A 21,740-nucleotide genomic window follows, 5' to 3' on the forward strand; every position below is an offset into this window, starting at 1 on the left:
TTAACCTTTAGCTGGATACATAATAACTGTAAGTTTTGCAGCATATACAGGATCCATCTCTGCAAGAATTGCTGCTCTCTGTTTAGACGTCATGCAAAGAAGTATATCAGAAACAAGATCTGTATCTCCAGTCATCTCTTCAAGAATAGCTGCCGCATTTTTCGCATCCATCTTAGAATATGTTTCTGCCCAGTCCTTAACCTGCTGTGAGTACTGTAAATCCTTTACAACCTGTTCGTAAAGCTTTGCTGCATTTTCTGAATCAATACTTTCATACCACGATTTGTATTCACTTATATCTGGAGCATTATCTGTATATACAACATCTGTATCGAACTTATCTTTAAGTTCCTGATAATGCTGTGCATTCTCTTCAAACACTTTGAGTCTGGCAATCTCAGCCTGAAGCTCAGCAATTGTCTGGGCTGATGCATTCCCATTATTATTGTTCTCATCAAGCTGTGCTTCAAGTTCTTTAATTCTGTCAACTGCTTCAGAAAGGCTCTTGTACTTTCCCCCTGTTTCTTCCTGAATTTCTTCATCTGTAGCTGCTGGAAGAATCTTATTCACTACCGGAACATTTTTAAGATATGGCCGTAAACTACTTCCAATACCGCCGACATTCATCTTAATAAGAAGTGCAAATATAACAAGCCATATTACAATAATAAGCATTGCAACCAGTATGCTTACCAGCTTTCCACTCTTTCCTGATTCATCATCAAGTTCATCAATATTAACATCTTTTTTCTTAGCCATATCAATCTTTCTCCCAAAAACAATTACTCATCTTTGTTATTATATTTAAAGCTCACCGTTTCATCTATCTCTTTCATTTCCTGAGCATTAATATCAAGTTTAAACTGTTCAAATGCTTTCTCTTTCAGTTTTTCATGAATTTTCCTGTCCTGCACTGCCTCAGTCAGTTTCTTCATTGCATTATCAACATTGCGCTGTGCAATCCTTATTCTGACCGCCTGCTGTGTCATCTGGTTCTTGATAATATCAATTGCCTCATTACATCTGCGCATTTCCATAATATCAAGTCTTTCTGATGCAGAGCTTCTCGCAAGATTTTCATATGAATCAAGCCTTTTTCCGAGTCTTTTCATAGTTTCCTCTTCAATGAAAAGCCTGTTATTCATCTCAGCATATTCAGTTTTAGCCTGTGTTTCCAGGCGTTCTTTAATATCAAGAACATTCTGCATGCTGTATAAAAATTTTGCCATTCATGCCTCCACTATTTCTTTAACTGAAGTGAGCCATTTTCAAATGCTTCATAATCCGCAAATATATCTGACAGTTGTGTGACTTCATCTTCAAAATCAAACTTTTCATCCGTCTGCTGCATAAGGAACTTATTAACTGCATCAATCTTATATATAGCATAATCAATATTACGGTTAGAGCCGCTCTTATACGCACCAATATTAATAAGATCTTCTGCTTCATTATAAGTCGCCATTACATTTTTCATTCTGCCAGCCATCTGTTTATGCTTCTTGTCTACAATCTGACTCATACATCTTGATATGCTCTGTAAAACATCAATTGCAGGATAATGATTTTTCTGTCCTAACTTTCTTGACAACACAATATGTCCATCAAGAATACTTCGTGCAGTATCTGTTATAGGTTCATTAAAATCATCACCATCAACCAAAACAGTATACAACCCTGTAATAGAACCTTTGTCCGACATCCCCGCCCTCTCAAGAAGCTTTGGCATTTCACTGTATACACTCGGTGGATAGCCTCTTGTCACTGGCGGTTCACCTGACGCAAGTCCAATCTCCCGCTGTGCCATAGAAAAACGTGTGAGTGAATCCATCATAAGAAGCACATCCTTGCCCTGATCCCTGAAATATTCTGCTATTGCTGTTGCAGTCTTCGCAGCCTTATTTCGTATGAGAGCAGGCTTATCCGATGTTGCAACAACAAGGACACTTCGTGCCATACCTTCCGGGCCTAAATCCCGCTCAACGAATTCTCTTACTTCCCTGCCTCGCTCTCCTATAAGAGCAATAACATTAATATCGGCTTTAGTATTTCTTGCAAACATACCAAGAAGTGTACTTTTTCCTACGCCACTTCCGGCAAATATGCCTATTCGCTGTCCCTTGCCAACAGTAAGTAATCCGTCTACAGCCTTTACGCCAAGAGGAAGCACCTTGCTTATTATCTCCCTGTCCATAGGATCTGGCGGTGCTGCCTCAACCGGATATTCATCTGTATATTCTAATTCAGAACCATCCGTAGGATTCCCAAGTCCATCAAGTGTATGTCCTAGTATGCCATCACCAACCTTTACCGACAAAGGTCGTTCCATATTCTCAACAACACTTCCCGGACCTATCCCATCCACAACATCATATGGCATAAGAAGCACATTTGAATCATTAAATCCAACTACCTCTGCATATAATTCCTGACTGTTATCCGCAGAATAAATTCTGCACAAATCATTAAGCTTGGCATCCGGTCCTACCGATTCAATAGTAAGACCAACAATCTTAGTCACTTTCCCAAGTTTCTTATAGAAGGATTTTTCTGTCAGCGATAAATATTTGTTTTTATTAATTGATGACATATCATCCTCCTTAACAATACAATTAGTTCTGATCATACTTGTAACATCAGCCTGTGCAGCTTAAAAGTTTAATATTATTAATAAGCTTATTAAGTTCAATATCAAGGCTACAGTTAAATATACCTGTATTCGTCTCTATCATGCACTGATTCCGTTCAAGCGTAACATCTTCCACAATATCTATATTGACCTCTCTTGACATTGCACAATATATCTTGCCCTGATTATTAATAAGAAAACTATAATCATCAGGCGATACTTTTATAACAAAATCTCTGCTTGCATCTGCGTTATGCATGACATCGTTAATGAGATGCAGGATAATATCATGATTATCCTCCGTTACAACACCTGTGACTTTTCTGAATACATCTGTAATAACTTCCACAAGTTCAGGTTCTATAGAGTCCTTTAGCTCGTTATATTCATTTTCAAGTTCTGATTTTTTCTTATTGTACTCCGTCTCAAGCTCCTGCTGCTTCTTTTCAATTTCCGCATCTGCCTTAGAACAGCCTTCATAATAGCCATTCTGTTTGGCTTCTTCAAATGCAGTATCAGCATTTCTATTTGCTTCTGAAACAATCTGTTCAGCCTGAAGTCTGGCATCTTCTATAATTCTTGCTGCTTCAGCATTAGCATTTTCCAATGCAGCCGCAGACTGGTCAGAATCAGCTCCGCTATCCTGTATTAGTTCTTCCGAACTATCATCTGATATAAGTTCTTCAACAACGTCCGCATTGAGTCCGCTAACAAATCCATCTGTATCAACTGCTGCATGTTTAGACTCCATGATTGCCTCTAGCTTTTTCTTAATCAGATCATTATAATCAATTACTCTTTCGTCCTTATTCACCGTGTATACACGTTTTAACAGATTAGACAATTATCTCGTCACCTCCACCACGTGATATTACAATCTCTGCTGAATCTTCAAGCTTTCTGATAATATTAACAATCTTCTGCTGAGCATCTTCAACATCTTTCATACGTACAGGTCCCATATATTCCATATCTTCCTTAATCATAGAAGCAAGACGTGTTGAAAGGTTATTAAGAATAACATTCTGAACTTCCTCTGTAGCCCCCTTAAGTGCAAGAGCAAGATCATGATTATCAACATCCCTGAGTACTCTCTGAATAGCTCTGTTATCAAGAGAAAGAATATCTTCAAATACGAACATCTTCTTACGGATTTCATCAGCAAGCTCTGGCTCTTCAACCTCAAGAGTTTCCATAATATGCTTCTCTGTTCCTCTGTCAACAGAATTAAGAATCTCAACAATGGCATCAACACCACCAACAATTGTGTAATCCTGATTAACAAGTGAGGCAAGCTTCCTTTCAAGTACCTTCTCAACCTGCTTGATAACATCAGGCGATGTTCTGTCCATCATGGCAATTCTCTTGGCTACATCCGCCTGTTTTTCAGGTGGCAGTGCTGAAACAACACTCGAAGCCTGTGCTGCAGGAAGATATGAAAGAATCAGGGCTATAGTCTGAGGATGCTCATCCTGTATAAAGTTAAGAAGCTGTGTAGAATCTGTTTTTCTGATAAACTCAAATGGACGAACCTGCAGACTCGCTGTAAGCTTTCCAATAACATCTCTTGCCTTATCTTCTCCAAGTGCTTTTTCAAGAAGCTCTTTGGCATATGTGATACCACCCTCAGCAATATACTGCTGTGCAAGACATACCTCATAGAACTCATTAAGCACCTGTTCTTTTGTCTGAGGTGAGACACTGCTTGTGTTTGCAATCTCAAGTGTCAGCTGTTCTATTTCTTCTTCTTTCAAATGTTTAAAAATCTGTGCTGATTTCTCTGGTCCAAGTGCAATAAGCAATATAGCAGCCTTTTCTACACCATCCATTCCTCTTTCAGCATTAGCTGATGTCTTTGGCATATGTTTCCATCTCCAATCATATGTAATCAATTGACCTTTCAGGTCCTATCCATCATAATAATCACCAGTCATCATTAAGCCAGTTTCTAAGCAGTAATGCAACTGCTTCAGGATTCTCATCAACAAACTTCTCAATAGCTTTTCTCGTCTCCGACTTCTCCTGAAGATCAATATCATCAACAGAAGGCTGGTTTTCTTTAGTTGAAGCAAGCATTTCTTCTACAGAAAGTTCCGGTTCCTTCTCTTCTACTGTAAGTGGTCTTGCGCTTCTCAAAACTATAAACACAAGAATACCAAGTATAGCAACAGCCAGTCCAATCTGAATCCAGAATGAAGCACGGCTTAATACGCTAGTCTTCGGTGCATCATAGAAATAAGGTACATTATATGCTAAAACAGTAATGTTATTAGTTGAGATTCCTGTAGCACTTGAAAACATATTCATCCAGTCATTATCAACATTAACCTGAACAGGATTTGCGTTCTGAGCCTTGAATTCATCCCATGTCATATTATCAAGATATCCAAGATTCTTACAATCTTCTTCATTATAAATAACATTCTTTATAAGCGTTACAGCCATTGTAGAAGTACCATATACTATCTTTCCAGGATCACTATTAGTTGTAGTAACAAGCTGGTTAGGAAGATACTGATACTGTTTTACAGTATATGTTGATGAACTTGATGTACCATCTGTAAGATCGTAGGTTGTTCCTGTTTCTCCATTACTCGTAGTTCCTGGTGTTCCACCTGCACCATTTGTTCCATTCGATTCAAGTTCATAAGAAGTATCATACAGACCTTCTTCTCTGCCTTCCTGTGCTGTATACTCAGTAGCAATCTTATTCACAGTATCCCAGTCAAGATCAAGATTAATAGCAACTGTTGCATCATTAAACAGTGATGTTGAAAGTGCTGTATTCTTAACACTTGCTGCTACCGTTGATTCAATCTGTGACTTATACTTTAACTTGCTTGAATAAGCAATATTAGAAACTGAACCCGAATTATCAGCTCCATTAAACAATGTCTTTCCTGATGTATCAATAATTGTAATACCATTAGTATTGCTGCTTCCTACTGCTGTTGCAAGAAGAACTGCTATACTTTCCGCTGTGTCTTCTCCAACTGTCTTATTAGTATCAATCGTAACGGCTACAGTTGTATCTTTCTTTGTAGAATAGAATGAATTCGTATCATCTGACAAATGTACTGTAACAGATGCAGATTTGATTCCGTCTAAAGAAGTAATATCATTTTCAAACTTAGTTTCAAGATATTTGGCATACTTCTTATTCTTATCAGACTCTGTTGTTGTAAGACTGCTATTAAGAGCATCATCTAATGAATATCCCGAAGGTTTAATATCATTAGAAGCAATAAGCATCTTAGCATTAGTAAGATCCTGTTCCTTTACCTTAACTGCCATATTATCAATTTGATATGTATACCCATTATCTGTAAGCAGTGAAGTAACTGTATTCATCTCATTATAATCTTCACATCTTGTAAGTTCCTGATATGTTGGTCTTGATAACACAACTGCAATAACAACAACCGCCGCAATAAATACAGCTACAGCACTCACAATTATTATCTTCTGATTTCTGGACCAGCTTTTCCATATTTCAAGAAATCTGGCTGGAATCTGTTTTAATTTATCCATATAAAACCCCTAATTACATTGACATATTCATAATAGAGTTATAGGCCTCCAATGCCTTATCCCTTATTGCTACTGTATACTGCAGAGCAATATTAGCCTCCTGCTGATAAACTCCAAGCTCATGAGTATTAGTCATATTGCCAAGAGCATAATCTATCTCTGCCTGCTGTGCTTTCTGCACATATGAGTTGGTACTGTTCAGCAACCCTGCCACTGAGTCATATATAGCATCAAATGTTGTATCTGAATTTTTGCTTTTAGATGTACTAAGTGACGCATTCTCTTTCATTGCCGATGTAACCTTATTGACATAATCACCGCCAAGGCTTCCTATTGCACTAGTAAGATCCATGTTAAATCTCCTCTTTTTGTTCAAATATAGTATTAATCGTATGAATTAAACCAGTTATTCACATATGTTATGTAGCAGAACCTATTGAAAGTCCCTTGCTTGCCATAGATTTGCTGGCATTAAATGCTGATATATTAGCTTCATATGAACGTGATGCATCTATAAGATCTGTCATCTCCTGAACCACATTCACATTAGGATATGTAACATATCCATTCTCATCAGCATCCGGATGTGAAGGATCATATACCCTTTCCATATCTGTTGATGTATCCTCATATACAGATGTCACCTTAACGCCGCTTCCAACAACACCACCATTGGCAAGTCTTAATGCATCTGAAAATGTTGAATATGCTCCTGTACCATATGAACCATACGCAGACTTTCCAAGTGCTGTACCAGTCATTGTCTTTTCGGTAAACACAACCGCTTTTCTTACATAGGGAGTTCCATCACTCGTTCTTGTTGTGTCTGCATTAGCTATATTCTCTGATATAACATCCGTTCTTAACTGCTGAGCTGTCATTCCGGATGCGCTAATATTAAATGCCGTAAACATAGACATAGTCCTGTTCTCCTTCCATATATCAATCACATTATATATTATTTAAGCACTGCCTTAAATCTTGAAAACTCATTATTCATACTGTCAATAAGAGCATTATAGTTAATCTGTTCTGAAGCAAGTTCAACATTCTCTGTTGAAAGATCTACATTATTGCCATCAGTTCTATACGATAATGTGCTGTTATCAGTGTAAGTCCTTATAGCCAGATCATTATAATTAACATTATTAACTCTCTGTGTAAGAGATGCTGAATTCTTTCCTGAACGCTGGAGTGCATTGGCAAGATACGAACTAAATTCAACATCCTGCCTTTTATAATTAGGTGTATCAACATTAGCTATATTGTTAGTAAGAACTTCCTCTCTTGTCCAGCTCGCATCTGCCGCTGACTTTAACAAATTAACATATCCAAAAGCGCCTGTACTCATATTTATTTCCTTTCTTATTCAATAAGCACAAAATATGCCTACTACGAAAACATAAAAACACTACATACATTATAAATTATAATATAAAAAAAACAAGATTTTTTTCATATTTTGCCACATTTCATTGGATTATCATGTATCAATATGTATACTTATACAAAAAGATGAACCCAATCAGACATTGGATCCATCCCATCATCTCAAGCTCAATCCTTTAAGCTCTATCAATTATACAATGTATACTCTCAATCTTCAAGTTTTTTTAATTCATCATATACAACTTCATTAAGAACTTTTATCTTTGTTCCTTTCATTCCAGAAGATTTTGTTGATATAACACCAGCACTGTCAAACTTCTTAAGTGCATTAACAATTACAGATCTTGTAATTCCTGTATCATCCGCTATTCGGCTTGCAACCAGAATGCCATCCATTCCATCCATATGTGCAAATACCGCTTTGACGGCCTGTAGTTCTGATGCCGATAATGTCTTTATTGCTGACTTAACAATCTTTTTCTTTCTCTCATCTTCTGCATTCTCATTATTAACAGAACTCATCATCTCTAATCCTACAACTGTTGCACCATACTCACATAGAATAATATCATCTATATCATAATCAGCAACACATTTATAGATAAATAATGTTCCAAGTCTTTCCCCAGCTATGTCAACAGGAGCTATTAAAGCCTTAAACTTACGTTCACTTCCACCTGAAAAGCCCAATGTAAGCAGATTAACATTTTCTTTAGTTGATAACACTCCCAACAATCTTTCATTAAGCATATTATCAACAAATCCGCCTGTATCAGCTGTTATAAGCTCACCTATTTTGTCAATTCCGCTGTATGAAGCTGCTCCTAGTATCTTACCCTTCTGGCTTATAACCAGAATGTTCGACTCTAATATTCCACAAAGCACCTCACAGATATCATTAAATTCCACTCTGTGAGAATGATTATTGTGAAGCAGCTTATTAATTTTCCTCGTTTTGTCGAGAAGCTGAACACTCATTGTAAATCCCCCATCCTTCTTTTAAAAAGCAATTCACATATATCAGCTACTGCTCTTTATCATTCTTTGATTCTACATATCCGCAGGTTTCATCAGCACATACAAGTTTACTGCCCTTCTCAATCATGTATCCGCCACACTTAGGACATTTCTTATCTGAAGGCTTCTGCCATGACACAAAATCGCACTCTGGATATCCTTCGCAGCCATAAAACATTCTGCCCTTCTTAGTCTTCTTTAATATAACATCTTTTCCACATTTTGGACATGCAACACCTATTTTTTCAAGATAAGGCTTGGTATTATGACACTCGGGAAATCCCGGACAACCTAAGAACTTACCATGAGGACCATACTTAATAACCATATTTCTGCCACATTTGTCACATATAACATCAGTAACCTCATCCTCTATCTTAACATGTTCAAGTTCTTTTTCTGCCTCATCAATCGCAACTTTAAGATCCGGATAGAAGTTTCTTATAATTTCCTTCCATTCCACGGTTCCCTCAGCAACACCATCAAGAAGAGACTCCATATTAGCTGTAAACTTAACATCAACAATAGTAGGAAAAGCTGTCATCATAATATTATTAACAGCATTGCCAAGCTCTGATATATAAAGATTTTTATTTTCTTTAATTACATAATGTCTTGCAATTATTGTTGATATTGTAGGAGCATAAGTACTTGGACGTCCTATTCCCTGTTCTTCGAGTGCTTTTACAAGTGATGCCTCTGTAAAATGTGCAGGTGGCTGTGTAAAATGCTGTGTACCATTCACATCATCAAGTGTAAGGACTGAATTCTCGTCAAGTCCTTTAGCAAGTGCATTAGTTTCTTCATTATCATCATCAGTCTTGTATACAGACATAAATCCATCAAAAACAATCTTTGATGCTGATACTGTAAATATATATTCACCAGCTCCTATTCTTACAGAAGTTGTCTCATACTGTGCAGGTGCCATCTGACTCGCAACAAATCTCTTCCATATAAGCTGATAAAGTCTGAACTGATCTCTCTGCAATGATTCCTTAACTAATGCCGGTGACAAAGAAAGATCAGTTGGTCTGATTGCTTCATGTGCATCCTGAATCTTCTTATCATCCTTCTTGGCATTAGAACTTTGTGGAAGATACTTTTCCCCATAATTCTCACTGATATAATCTTTTGAAGCAACTTTTGCCTCATCTGCAACTCTTGTAGAATCTGTTCTTAAATATGTTATAAGACCTACTGTTCCTCTGCCCTTAATATCAACACCTTCATAAAGCTGCTGTGCTATGTTCATAGTTCTCTTTGTAGACATATTAAGTGTCTTGGCAGCTTCCTGCTGGAGTGTACTTGTAGTAAACGGAAGTGGAGATTTCTTAATCTTCTCACTTTTCTTAACACTTTCTATACTGAAACCAGAGTTTTTGACTTCATCAAGAATCTTCTGCATCTGTGCTGCATTCTTAATATCAATTTTTCCGTTTCTGTCCCCATAAAACTTTGCAACAAGTGGTTTCTTTTCTCCCTTTATATTAAGAGAAGCCTCCATAGTCCAGTATTCTTCTGGAATAAATGCATCAATCTCATTCTCTCTGTCACATATCATTCTTAATGCAACTGACTGTACTCTTCCGGCGCTAAGTCCTCTCTTAATCTTAGCCCATAAAAGTGGACTGATTCCATACCCAACCACTCTGTCAAGAACTCTTCTTGCCTGCTGTGCATCTACAAGATTCATATCAATCTTTCTTGCTTCCTTAAGCGATGCCTTAACAGCGTTCTTGGTAATCTCATTAAATGTTATTCTGTATATATCCTTGTCTTCTAACTTAAGTGCCGCTGCCAGATGCCATGAAATAGCCTCTCCCTCGCGGTCGGGATCGGTTGCAAGATATACTTTATCTGCTTTCTTCGCTTCTTTTCTTAAAGCAGCAAGAATATCTCCTTTCCCTCTGATTGTTATATACTTAGGTTCATAATCATGTTCAACATCTACACCCATCTGGCTTTTAGGAAGATCTCTTACATGTCCCTGTGATGCCATTACCTTGTAGTTTGCCCCAAGGAATTTACTGATAGTCTTTACCTTGGCAGGTGACTCCACTATAACCAAATACTTATGCATTAATAGCCCTCCATATCAAATATGCTTCCTTATATAATAATTCTTAGAAACCTCTTCTATAAGTCCATCTAACTCCAATTCAAGCAGAATCCCCTCCGCCTCTACAAGATTCAATCCAGAATTATTAACTATCATCTCCAGACTTACTGGAAACAAATTGATTTGACTATACACCATATTCTTAGGGCTTGCAAGTCCTGATTTTTTAAATTTCTCTTCAAATATACCATTATTATTCAAACTATTCATACAATTATCATCTTTTTTGCTACAATTAATATATCTGTTAACGGATTCTGTTGCATATATATCCTTAGATGATGTAATCAGCTGTGCTCCTTCTTTCAAAAGTTTAAGGCACCCCTCTGACAGAGTATCCCCAATTCTTCCCGGAACGACATAAACATCACGATTCTGATCAAGTGCCTGATCTGCCGTTATGAGTGAGCCACTCTTTTGCTTTGCCTCCACCACAATAAGTGCATCTGACATTGCACTAATAATTCTGTTTCTCATAGGAAACAGACCTGCTTTAGGCGGTGTCCCCGGTGAATATTCTGAAATAATCCCACCATTGCTCTCAAGTTGTGTGTATAATTCGATATTAGTTCTAGGATAGCATATATCAACCCCGCATCCAAGAACAGCCATACTATAACCGCCTTTTCTAACAGCACCTTTCTGTGCCGCCGCATCTATCCCAAGTGCCATTCCACTTATAACCTGAATTCCCATGTCTGCAAAATCTTCTGCAAATCTTCCTGCTACTGACCTCCCATATTCTGTACAGTTCCTTGCCCCGACAATTGCTACTGACGGAACGTCCGACTGTGGCAGACTTCCTTTATAATAAATTATATAAGGATAATCGTATATATTCATCAATCTTTCAGGATAATTATATTTACCCGGATATGTGAATTTAATATTCTTCTTATCCAGTTCAGAATATTCCCTATATATATACTCACTTTTTCTAGATTCCTTTATAGAATATATATCATCAGGTTTTATTCCCATGACACCTTCAAACATCTTATCTGATGCTTTATATATATCCTCTGGTGTATCGAATACCTTAAATAAATATCTCAGCTTAATGTTAGCTATTCCTATAATATTATTAATCCAAAACCAATAATAATCATCTTTCAAGATAAACCTCCTGCTTAGTGTATTGCTTCTTTAATGTATTGTCACCTCTGGTATTCCACGATAATAGAACGCCTCGCTTATGTTAGCTGTTGTTATATTAACATTACCATCTATATCTGCGATGGTTCTTGCAGTCTTCAATATCTTTGAATATCCTCTTGCAGTCAGACGCTTCTTTGCAAATATCCTTTTTATTAATTTTTCTTCCTCTTCTCCAAGTCTGCAAAATCTCTTCATATCTCCTGTACTCATCTGTGAATTATACTTTATATTCATCCCATTAAACCGCTTAAGCTGGGCAAGTCTTGCACGCATTACAGCTTGTTTCATGCTTTCTGAATCTGGCACATTACCATTATCACTGCTGCACCTTATCTGTTCGTATCCTATTTCATCTGTCTTGATACACATATCAAATCTATCCCATAGTGGCATACTTATTTTCCCAATATATCTTTTAATATCCTGTTCTGAGCAATTGCATCTGCTCCTATCCGGATAATAACCGCATTTGCACGGGTTCATCGCTCCAACAAGCATAAAATCTGCCGGATATGTATATGTCCTGCCCATTCTGACAATTGTTATATCCTTATCTTCAAGAGGCTGCCTTAATCCTTCTAATATTTCTGGCTTAAACTCCGTCATCTCATCAAGAAATAATACACCTTTACCCGCAAGAGTTATCTCTCCTGGTCTTGGAAACATGCCTCCACCAAAGAATGAACTCTTAGTTACATTGTGATATGGTGCCCTGAATGGTCTGTCTTCAACCAGCCCGCCATACTCTCCTAATTGTCCTGCAACACTATATATATTGGTAACAGCTAATTTTTCATCAAATGTCATATCAGGCATGATAGATGGAATACGTTTTGCCATCATAGTTTTTCCGCTTCCCGGCGGCCCGATATACATGATATTATGCATCCCGGCAACAGCAATCATAGTCGCCCTCTTTGCAGCCTCCTGTCCACATATATCTGCATAATTAATTTCTTGTTTATCTGTTGTACGGCATTGTTCTGGATTATCCTGTCTCTGGTTCTCAATTATACCATTATTGATATATTGCACCGCCATTTTCAGACTGTTAGTCGGAATGATATTCACTTTCTCCACAATTCTGCCTTCATTATAATTAGACACTGGTATAAGTGCCTTACTTATTCCGGATTTCTTTGCTTCACATACACATGGCAGTACCCCGCTTACACCATTAATGCTTCCATCAAGGCTCAACTCACCAAGTATAATCATATTATCAACATTAACTTCATCTATGTAACCATTTGCTGATAATATAGCCAGTGCTATCGGCAAATCAAAACCTGTGCCACATTTTCTGATATCTGCAGGAGATATATTTACCACAATGCGCTGTGGAGGAAGCTCATACCCAGAATTACGGATAGCAACCCTTACTCTTTCTCTCGCTTCTTTAACCTCATTGCTAAGAAAACCACTCATCTCAAAACTTGGAATACCATTGCCAACATCAACCTCAACCCGTACAATCTCTGCCTTCAATCCATATAATACCCCACTCAATACACTACTGTACAATAAATACCGCCTCCTTTTACTATCAATACTTAAATATGTATTTGTTCAGCTTTTATGATTATAGTATCTCAAAACAATTATCAATATATATTCATTGTATAAAAATCCCAACCAGACCTCATGTGTTATATTGATAATCTGGTTGGTTCATCTTTACTTCGCAGCCATCTTAGAAAGTGCTTCGTTGTAATCTTTTTCTGAATACTTCTTTAATAAATCCTTCTTTGATATTCCATATCTTATCATAAATATTATATCTTCTATTGTTGCCGTCTTAAATCCCTGTTCTTTACCAGACTTAAACCCATCCTGTCTTGCTTCATCATAATACTCTTTCCATGCTTCACACATAATAACCGACTCCCCTTTCTTACTCCCTCAAATTCTTTCAGATACCCAAGTGAGTCATATATCATAGTTCTTAGCGGCATTCCATAATGAATATGCTCCTGCAGTTCCAATCCTAATACTACAAGCTCAATTCCATCAAAATTCTTCTTAACAACATCCCTGAATCTTACAAGTGACAGCTTATAATCATCTACCTGTTTCCTGTCTACACTCTTCCCCATATATCTCCTCTAAACGCATAATCCTTATTATAATACGCACTGCGTATATAATGTATTAATATATTATCATTATATATAATCAATGTCAATATATATATCATTATATTTTATATAGAATACCTCTCCTGTATGATTCCTAACAAAAAACTCCGGCAGAGCCTCTCTATATGAGAGTTCATCCACCGGAGTTTAATCCATACTGATATTAAATTAATCCATATTAAACAAATCTTTTACCTGAAGATTAAGTATTGCATAACCAACTCCATTGTGACCATCAGTTGCCTGAATACCTATCTTAAGAGTTCCATCCGAAAGCTTCTGTCTCAATGATGCATCATCTGCCCCTGACAGACTCCAGAAATTATCAACCGTATATTCCACACCAGATTTAACCTTAGATGAACCTGACGATACAGGCATCGACGTAAGTGAAACATTTCCAGAACCATCTATACTGATATAGCCAAGTCTCTTGTCCTTAGACGAATCAAACTTACCGTTCTTCTGTGACTCTTCAGTACGCGCCTCTTCATTATACACATACATGAAAGCCTCATTAATAATACCTCTGCCATCAATAAGGTCGGCATCTGATATCATGAAATTAAAGTTAAGCTGCCTGTCAGCGAACTTTGTGTAATTATACTTAATATAACTACTATATGCCTTCTGTGTGTCATCATAAACAGCATCCGTATATGAAACCTGTGGTGCACTGTTACCAGCAAGAATAGCTCTTACAAATGTATTAACAAAAAGCTCCATCTCTGCATCAGTGCCTTCTTTATCCATATCAGAATGACCTGCACTAGTATATGTAACATTACCAGCAGAATATATATAGTAATTATTAACAGCATCCTGACCTGATAATGAAAAATAATTCTTATCACCATTATCAAGAGTATACCATACAACAGGATCTGAACCATTAACCTGTGTTTCAAGATTAAGGGCAAAATACTGTGCATGCGTTGGAGCAACACTTATTGACGAATCAATTCCATAAGGATAAGATGTAACTTCACCAGTATTCAGCTTTGAAAGGCTGCTTGTCATTCTGGTACTTGTTGTATCGCCTGAACCAGTAAATGGTCCTACACCCGATAATTTATATATAAGAGTATCTGTTAAACTATATCCACCCTTCATTCCAATCAAAGGTTTCAACTGCTGGGTAGCATAATTAAGTTTCTCATATGAACCAGCTGCTTTTTTGCCTGTACCATTCTCCCTATAAGACATACAGTCATGTGTCATCAGTACAGATTTTCCATCATCAATATAAGTTTTTATAGCATCAATTGCATCGACAGATAAATCATTATCATTACCATAGTTATCAGCAAATCCCATAACAATCATAGAATAATCATCAAGAAGCTTAGGATTCTTCTTTAATTCTTCTGAAAATTCTGTTTTGGTCATTTCTTTAACCTTCAGATTAAACCCTGTAATCCCAGCTTCTGACTTGAATTTTTCATCAAACTTGCTTCCAGGAGCAAGATTAAGATGTGACTCCTGTGAATTACTCTTAATCTGTAAAACATTTATTGTTCTCTCCTTATTCTTCAATGCAAATGCACCAGAAGTATAAGTTCTTAATCCTGTATCTGTATCAGTTATCTCAACCTTCCAGCCAACATAACCGGTAAGTCCACTTGGCAGAGACAATGTTGTACTAAAACCTCCATTAGTCCACTGTATCCCCGTACCATCACTTTCACAATAGAATAACTCAGTATCATCTGTTGTATGATCTTCTGAAAACATACTGTCACAGTTTCTGTCAATGTATATCTTAACTTTATATGAACCATCCCTTACCGGAACAGTTACATTTCCTGAAAATGTAACTAACAGGCTCTTGTCAAAATCTCTTTCATTAACACTTGCCTCAGTTCCATCATACTCTTTCATATTAGGTGAAATGTTGCTTGTCGGTTTATAGATATAATTTAATGTATCTGATACCTCATCATTATCTACCCATACAATATTAGATGATCCTGTCTTTGTAAGCTGCATTGCAAGATTAGATTTTCTCATCTTATACATGTTAGTGTTACTGTCTACAACTGACTTATTGCCATAATATACATTCTTATCAAGTGCTATTGGCATACCCTTCTGTGCAAATTCAAAAAGTTTATTAAACGCTTTCTCAGTCAGGTCATTAGCATTCAGATTATATGTCTTTGATGATTCTGTAAATGTTCTGTCAGTATTATACATATGAGAACCAAATACTTTGCCAACTGTCTGCGCAGAACCTCTATCACCAATAATAACAAGATCATACTTTGAAAGAATATCTTCATTAAATCCTGCAAATGCATTTATTGACATACTTGTAACATTAACCGTTACACTTGAGGTCTTTGGCAAGCCATACCATGTCTTAATAATATCCTTACCGCCATCAGTATTATAGCCATATACACCAATAGGCTCAATTTCAAGTACATTGACAGATTCACTAGGTGTTCTCTTATATGCACCAATAATATACTGAATTATCTTTGCTCCGGTAAGTGCAGCATCTATAGTCTTATTGTCCTTAGTAAATGTCTTAGCTTCGTCATATGTTGTACCATACTTAATATCACTTTCCTGGGCATTACTTGGATACACATCACTTGACATAAGTTCTGATGTAATAGCATTATCTGAATTAAATTCCCACACATATTTATCAACATACTTCTGTCTGTTTGTTTCCGTTGCATTATATATAGGGAATGTAGTAACCCAATTCGACTTATTGTCTTTAAAATTTTCCGGATCAAAAATCATCTGATAACTTCTCCAGTAAGCAAATGGTCCTGAACCTCCGGCATCTTCAAAGCTTCTTTTTTCTCCAGATTCAAGGTAATAATTAATTATCTTGTTGCCATTTTCGTCATCAATATTAATATATCCTACATTTCCACTATAATATTTACCTGTGACTCCTCCGCTTATGCCCTCTTTCGTATGGGCAAAATCTGTGACAAACTGATCTCTGTCAATGCCAGACATTGTAAGACATATTCTTGCAATATTAGAATACTTATTATCACTTCCAAGACCTTTATCAGCAGAATTATACATTATAGCTTTTCCTTTAGTAGCATTCACCATATACAGGTAAAGTGCTGTTTCTGCAGGTAAGTCATTGTCTCCCAATGTCCATTTTTTCTCTGTAGAAGATACATTAGTTCCATTCAGATAATTATATGCAGATAATATTCCTGCATTGTGTATTTTACATGAAAAATATACAATAGTCGCATCATCTATATCCTTGGTTGTAACTTCTGACGGTTTCTTGATTACAAGATCAACAAATCCTTCCATTCCTTTGTCACCAAATACAAAGAAAGAAAATGCATCTCTTAACTTAGAACCGTTTTTTGTTGTCATAGGTATATAGCTATTACCATCTTTTTTACAGAAAATAAGTTTTATATTATCAACATCTAAAGTGCCAGCCTTCTGTATTGCATCATTAGAAGTAGTGTAATAATTGTATGAGTTGCCACTTTTATACTCAAGGCATAAATTATAATTAGTTCCGCTTAAAAGAATACCATTAACATACTGAAGATACACATCCATATTCTTCTGTACATCACTATTAGATGCTACCTTTTTATCAGTAGCCTTTGCTACAATATCATCCCACTTGACACTACCAGATGAATTACCTATAATCGGTCCTAACTCATCATAATAATCTTCAGAAACAATCTCCAGAATCTTCATCTTATTATCCTGTGAATATTCCTTACCATTAATAATAACCGAAGTATCAGCCACCGCATCAGTCTTTCGTGTAACAATCACAAGAAGCACAACAAGACAAAACATAACTGCAGAAGCAATCACTGCCAATATTCTGTTTTTACCATTTCCTTTGAACTTTGACTTCATAAAGATTACCTCCCGTTTACTTAATTATCTGTAAAATAATCAATTATCTGTGCTGCTGATAATGTGTTGCCAACCTTAAGTGTATTAACAACATCGTCCTTATCTCCTTCAACCGATGTAATAGACTTGCCAAGTGTTATATTATCATTAAGCTGGTTTCTTGTTGAAAATGTTCTTGAGACAATTCTCTTTTCATTCATCCTCTGTAAGCCTAACGAAATAACAATCTGTGGATTCCTGTCAATTGACTTAATTGTTGCTGTATCAAGCTCTATACTATCCTTTGATATTCTTACATCAAATGATGTAACATTATCACATACAAGACTCATTTCTGACTTATCTGAATTGATATACCATAGCTGCTGTGTTGCACTTTCATAATAGTATCCCCATTCAATGCCTACCTCAGTACTATTCTTTTTCTCAATAACCTTATTAGTATATATAGTTACATCCCCATTCAGCTTTTCAATCTTTATCTCTGTTGCCTCAAGAATATTCTTTGACATCTGATTAAGACTTATATCCGCATCACTCTGTATCTGTGCCAGAGCTGTCTGCTTCGTGTAACTTCTGACCGCCTGTGTAATAAGCATTACAAGTGCCATAAGAACAATACTTGATATTGCTATCGCTATAAGCAGTTCCACTAATGAGAATCCCTTGTTATCCTTCTTCATAACTCCACTCCATATTAATAAACTAGTTCGATGTCGTAACTTTTCCGGTCTTATACCATAGCTTAGATTCATAATCAACACCAGATGATGTAACCTTAAATGTTCCTGAAGTTGCTGTATTCTTAAGTTCAACCGGATCCATTCCTGACTTAGTAGCTGTCACACTGTCACATGAACCATCTGCTTTACTGAACTTAACCATAATTGTATAATCATCAACATTATACGACGAAGTACCAGCTTCATATACAATAGAAATCCTTGAAGCACTACATTTGTATGTTTCTAATGGACTTCCTGTATCCTTATATGTAGTAAATACATAAGAATCTCCATCTTTACCAATCTCCATGTACCAGTTCCCATTCTTAGCCATAGTACTTGTCTTTAACTCACTAAGACTTGAATAAAGATTCTTATTAGCTTTCTTGGCATTTCCCTTGTTAAGAACTGTAAGTCCGACTGTTACAAGAAGTGAAACAACTGCGATTATTGCAATTACTACAAGAAGTTCCAATAAAGAAAATCCCTGATTATTTAATTGTTTCTTAAAATGTCTGTTCCCTCTCCTGCTCATCATCACATCTCCATTAAATAATCTTTCTATAATATTCCGTATTATGACGGATTAGTAGGTGCCTCCGTTGTAGACTCAACATTAGTTCCCTTAGGATCTTCGTACTTCCTCCAGAGACTGAATGTAACCATATCCTTATAAGTCATATTGCTTACACTAAGTGATGAATCCTTCTTAGATTCAACATGCGGATTCCAGAATCTGAAAATATCCTTATAGTGGACTGTCTTGCCTTTTCCATTAGTATCTGTAAGCTCTGCTTCATGGTCATCAATAAATGTTCTGAAAAGTGAATCAGAGAATATGTTATTAGAAACTGTCACTCCTGAATCAATCGTAATTATTCCATTAGAAACAACAATTCCATCAAAATCACTCTTAATATGAACATTACCAGAGCAGACAACAACGCCCGAAGTTATCTTAAGAATATTTGATTTTGATTCAGACGAATTACTATCTATAACAAGTTCTATACCTTTTGATGCTGATACTTCAGATAACGCATAAGCTATAAACCATTTTCCTTCTACCTGTTTGCTGAATGCCTTACCATCAGTAACTTCTGCAAAACCATCTTTATTAATAATATTGTCATAAACATCATCAGGTGTGTACTTGCTAAGATCAATAGCAATATTATTATGAGCAATACTATTAAGATATTCCTCTGCCTGCTGAGTTGTTGTATATGTTACTGAATCCCCAAGAGGCGCAAGTATCTTATTAAACACATTATATCTATTCGATCTGTCTGAATATTCAGTTTTAAAATCAAAACTTGAATTATCAGCAAAGATACCAAGGCTGGCTCCATCTGTAAGACTTTCACTTCTTACAACTGATGAACCACTAAGTCCGGCATATGTACCTACAGATTTCTTAATAGCATTTCTTAAAGACTTAGATTCCTTAATATAATCATTTTTCTCTGCAGCACTGCATTTCTGTGCATAAGAAGTATTATTAAGGAATTCCTCAAACTGAGAATCTGTATAATCATATATAATCTTAGCATAAGTATTAAGTGATGCTGTATCCTTGAAACTGAAATAATAATATGTTCTTGACTTATCATAATCAATTGTATTAAGACCAGAACCAGCTACATCATAATCTCTGGTCACATAATAATCATCACCATTCTTGCTTAACAAATCAAATCCAAAGAATGTTGACTCACTTATCTTAGTCTCGCACTTGATTCCGTTGCCTGCTGTCTGCTTCTTAGATGGATTCTTAGAACCACTCTTTAAAAGCTGTGCAGGAACAAGATATATTTCCTGATTAGTATTAACTGAAATTGATTCACCTGTTGCAAGCGGTACTGATGTCTCAAATTTAATATATGAACGGCCAGCAACAACAAGCTTTGAAAGAGATGAACTGAATGTAATTGTCGCTCTTTCTCCATTAATAATTACCGCACTACTGTCATAATGAGTTGCATTTTCCTTAGGTTCATATCCAAAGCCTTCATAAGAACCACTAAGAACTGCACTTGAATCATCCCCCTCAATAGTAAGGTCATCCTTAACATTGACTGCACCAGCGCCATTAAATGTGGCATTATTTCCAAGTACAATCTCATCAGACCATAACTGTGAAGAGCCACCAAGGTTAAGCTGTGACGCAGATAATGCTCCGGTCTCTCCTTTTGACTTAATATTAAGGTTAAGACTACCTCCACAGATAAGATAACTGCCTGTAAAATCAAGAGTTGAACCCTTAATATTAAGGCCTGATGCTCTTCCAGCATATGCATTTCCTTTAATTATCGCTGTTCCTCCGTCAGTAATATTAATACCAGTATTACCAACTAACGCATAATTACCAAAGAATGTTGTACCAACAAGGTCTTCGTCCATGAAATTAACATATATATCAGGAAGCCCAACTGCTCCATTAAATGTAATATAAGAATAGTCCCCATTCTGTGTCAGATACTTAACGACACAATCTGTAAATGTGATTGCATACACATTAAGACCTGTTCCATTATTCTTATCACTCGTATTTCTCATACGGATAGTATTGACATCCTGCACCACAAGAATAGGATCTCCCGTAGCATTACCATCCTTATCAACACCTGTAGAATAATTCTCCAGATATGAATTCAATATTTCAATGAACTTCTCCTTGTGTCCATCAAAGCTATAATTATTATTATATACAGGACTAAAATCTGTTGTCTTAAAATCTGGCAACAGCTTTCCTATAAGCTTCTGCATATAATTTTCTCTTAAAGCAACATTTGCTTTTTCATTATCAATCTCAACCAAAGTTGCAAAATTATTATGCTTGTCAGAAACGACCTTACTATAACTTGATAATGTGGTAAGCTGTTCCTCATATGAAGCATTAAAGCACTCCATTGAAGCTTTTCCAAGTGCAGCATATATCTCATCAACAGCCTCTTCTGATGTGTAGAACGTCTTTTTAGACTGTGATGCTATCATCTTCATTTTAAGGTTGACCATTGTAGTTGTAGTAATCAGTGTTGAAAGAATCAATACAAATGAAGTCATAATAAGCACTATTACAATAGTAGAACCAGAATTATTTCTTTTTCTTTTCAAATTCAATAATACTTTCCCCATAAACTGTCTCCATTCTT

The 21,740-nt window shown here is 36.3% G+C and carries 19 protein-coding genes; all 19 read right to left on the reverse strand.

Annotation, left to right across the window (positions count from 1 at the left end; genetic code table 11):
* A complete protein-coding gene (locus GKE48_RS02170; protein WP_022097353.1) occupies window positions 1-759 on the reverse strand; it encodes a MotE family protein in 759 nt (252 codons plus the stop codon).
* Window positions 760-782: 23 nt separating this feature from the next.
* The gene (fliJ, locus tag GKE48_RS02175; RefSeq protein WP_022097354.1) at window positions 783-1,229 is read right to left on the reverse strand and encodes a flagellar export protein FliJ; all 447 of its coding nucleotides are present in this window, start codon (window positions 1,227-1,229) and stop codon (window positions 783-785) included.
* An 11-nt stretch (window positions 1,230-1,240) separates the two neighbouring features.
* Window positions 1,241-2,590, reverse strand: coding sequence for a flagellar protein export ATPase FliI (fliI, locus tag GKE48_RS02180; protein ID WP_022097355.1), 1,350 nt, complete (start codon window positions 2,588-2,590; stop codon window positions 1,241-1,243).
* 46 nt (window positions 2,591-2,636) lie between these two features.
* Window positions 2,637-3,473 carry a FliH/SctL family protein gene (locus GKE48_RS02185; RefSeq protein WP_055215393.1) on the reverse strand — a complete coding sequence of 279 codons (837 nt, stop codon included), beginning with the start codon at window positions 3,471-3,473 and terminating at the stop codon, window positions 2,637-2,639.
* Window positions 3,466-4,491, reverse strand: a complete 1,026-nt coding sequence (gene fliG, locus GKE48_RS02190; RefSeq protein ID WP_022097357.1) for a flagellar motor switch protein FliG — start codon at window positions 4,489-4,491, stop codon at window positions 3,466-3,468. Before fliG ends, GKE48_RS02185 begins: the two co-directional genes overlap by 8 nt.
* 61 nt (window positions 4,492-4,552) lie before the next feature.
* Window positions 4,553-6,160: a flagellar M-ring protein FliF C-terminal domain-containing protein gene (locus GKE48_RS02195; RefSeq protein WP_022097358.1), complete on the reverse strand. Its 1,608-nt coding sequence runs from the start codon at window positions 6,158-6,160 to the stop codon at window positions 4,553-4,555.
* A gap of 13 nt (window positions 6,161-6,173) precedes the next feature.
* Complete coding sequence (locus GKE48_RS02200; RefSeq protein ID WP_055215395.1) at window positions 6,174-6,512, reverse strand: flagellar hook-basal body complex protein FliE; 339 nt, start codon at window positions 6,510-6,512, stop codon at window positions 6,174-6,176.
* 67 nt (window positions 6,513-6,579) lie between these two features.
* Window positions 6,580-7,080 (reverse strand): flagellar basal body rod protein FlgC, encoded by a 501-nt coding sequence (gene flgC / locus GKE48_RS02205; protein WP_022097360.1) that lies wholly within the window; start codon window positions 7,078-7,080, stop codon window positions 6,580-6,582.
* A gap of 38 nt (window positions 7,081-7,118) precedes the next feature.
* Window positions 7,119-7,511, reverse strand: a complete 393-nt coding sequence (gene flgB, locus GKE48_RS02210) for a flagellar basal body rod protein FlgB (protein ID WP_022097361.1) — start codon at window positions 7,509-7,511, stop codon at window positions 7,119-7,121.
* 245 nt (window positions 7,512-7,756) lie between these two features.
* Window positions 7,757-8,527, reverse strand: a complete 771-nt coding sequence (gene codY, locus GKE48_RS02215; protein WP_154300358.1) for a GTP-sensing pleiotropic transcriptional regulator CodY — start codon at window positions 8,525-8,527, stop codon at window positions 7,757-7,759.
* A gap of 46 nt (window positions 8,528-8,573) precedes the next feature.
* Complete coding sequence (topA, locus tag GKE48_RS02220; RefSeq protein WP_118149002.1) at window positions 8,574-10,649, reverse strand: type I DNA topoisomerase; 2,076 nt, start codon at window positions 10,647-10,649, stop codon at window positions 8,574-8,576.
* Between the two features lie 15 nt (window positions 10,650-10,664).
* The gene (gene dprA, locus GKE48_RS02225) at window positions 10,665-11,804 is read right to left on the reverse strand and encodes a DNA-processing protein DprA (RefSeq protein WP_154300359.1); all 1,140 of its coding nucleotides are present in this window, start codon (window positions 11,802-11,804) and stop codon (window positions 10,665-10,667) included.
* 30 nt (window positions 11,805-11,834) lie between these two features.
* Complete coding sequence (locus tag GKE48_RS02230) at window positions 11,835-13,370, reverse strand: YifB family Mg chelatase-like AAA ATPase (protein WP_022097365.1); 1,536 nt, start codon at window positions 13,368-13,370, stop codon at window positions 11,835-11,837.
* A gap of 153 nt (window positions 13,371-13,523) precedes the next feature.
* The gene (locus GKE48_RS02235) at window positions 13,524-13,721 is read right to left on the reverse strand and encodes a hypothetical protein (RefSeq protein ID WP_022097366.1); all 198 of its coding nucleotides are present in this window, start codon (window positions 13,719-13,721) and stop codon (window positions 13,524-13,526) included.
* Window positions 13,631-13,942 carry a hypothetical protein gene (locus GKE48_RS02240; RefSeq protein WP_055286037.1) on the reverse strand — a complete coding sequence of 104 codons (312 nt, stop codon included), beginning with the start codon at window positions 13,940-13,942 and terminating at the stop codon, window positions 13,631-13,633. Before GKE48_RS02240 ends, GKE48_RS02235 begins: the two co-directional genes overlap by 91 nt.
* A gap of 210 nt (window positions 13,943-14,152) precedes the next feature.
* Window positions 14,153-17,860 (reverse strand): DUF5057 domain-containing protein, encoded by a 3,708-nt coding sequence (locus GKE48_RS02245; protein WP_154300360.1) that lies wholly within the window; start codon window positions 17,858-17,860, stop codon window positions 14,153-14,155.
* A gap of 20 nt (window positions 17,861-17,880) precedes the next feature.
* On the reverse strand, window positions 17,881-18,543 hold the full coding sequence (locus tag GKE48_RS02250; protein WP_022097368.1) for a PilW family protein: 663 nt from the start codon (window positions 18,541-18,543) through the stop codon (window positions 17,881-17,883).
* A 22-nt stretch (window positions 18,544-18,565) separates the two neighbouring features.
* Window positions 18,566-19,123, reverse strand: coding sequence for a type II secretion system protein (locus GKE48_RS02255; RefSeq protein WP_082414040.1), 558 nt, complete (start codon window positions 19,121-19,123; stop codon window positions 18,566-18,568).
* Window positions 19,124-19,161: 38 nt separating this feature from the next.
* Window positions 19,162-21,723, reverse strand: a complete 2,562-nt coding sequence (locus GKE48_RS02260) for a hypothetical protein (protein WP_154300362.1) — start codon at window positions 21,721-21,723, stop codon at window positions 19,162-19,164.
* Between the last annotated feature and the right edge of the window lie 17 nt (window positions 21,724-21,740).

The organism is Lachnospira eligens, assembly GCF_009680455.1.
Lineage (GTDB): Bacteria > Bacillota > Clostridia > Lachnospirales > Lachnospiraceae > Lachnospira > Lachnospira eligens_A.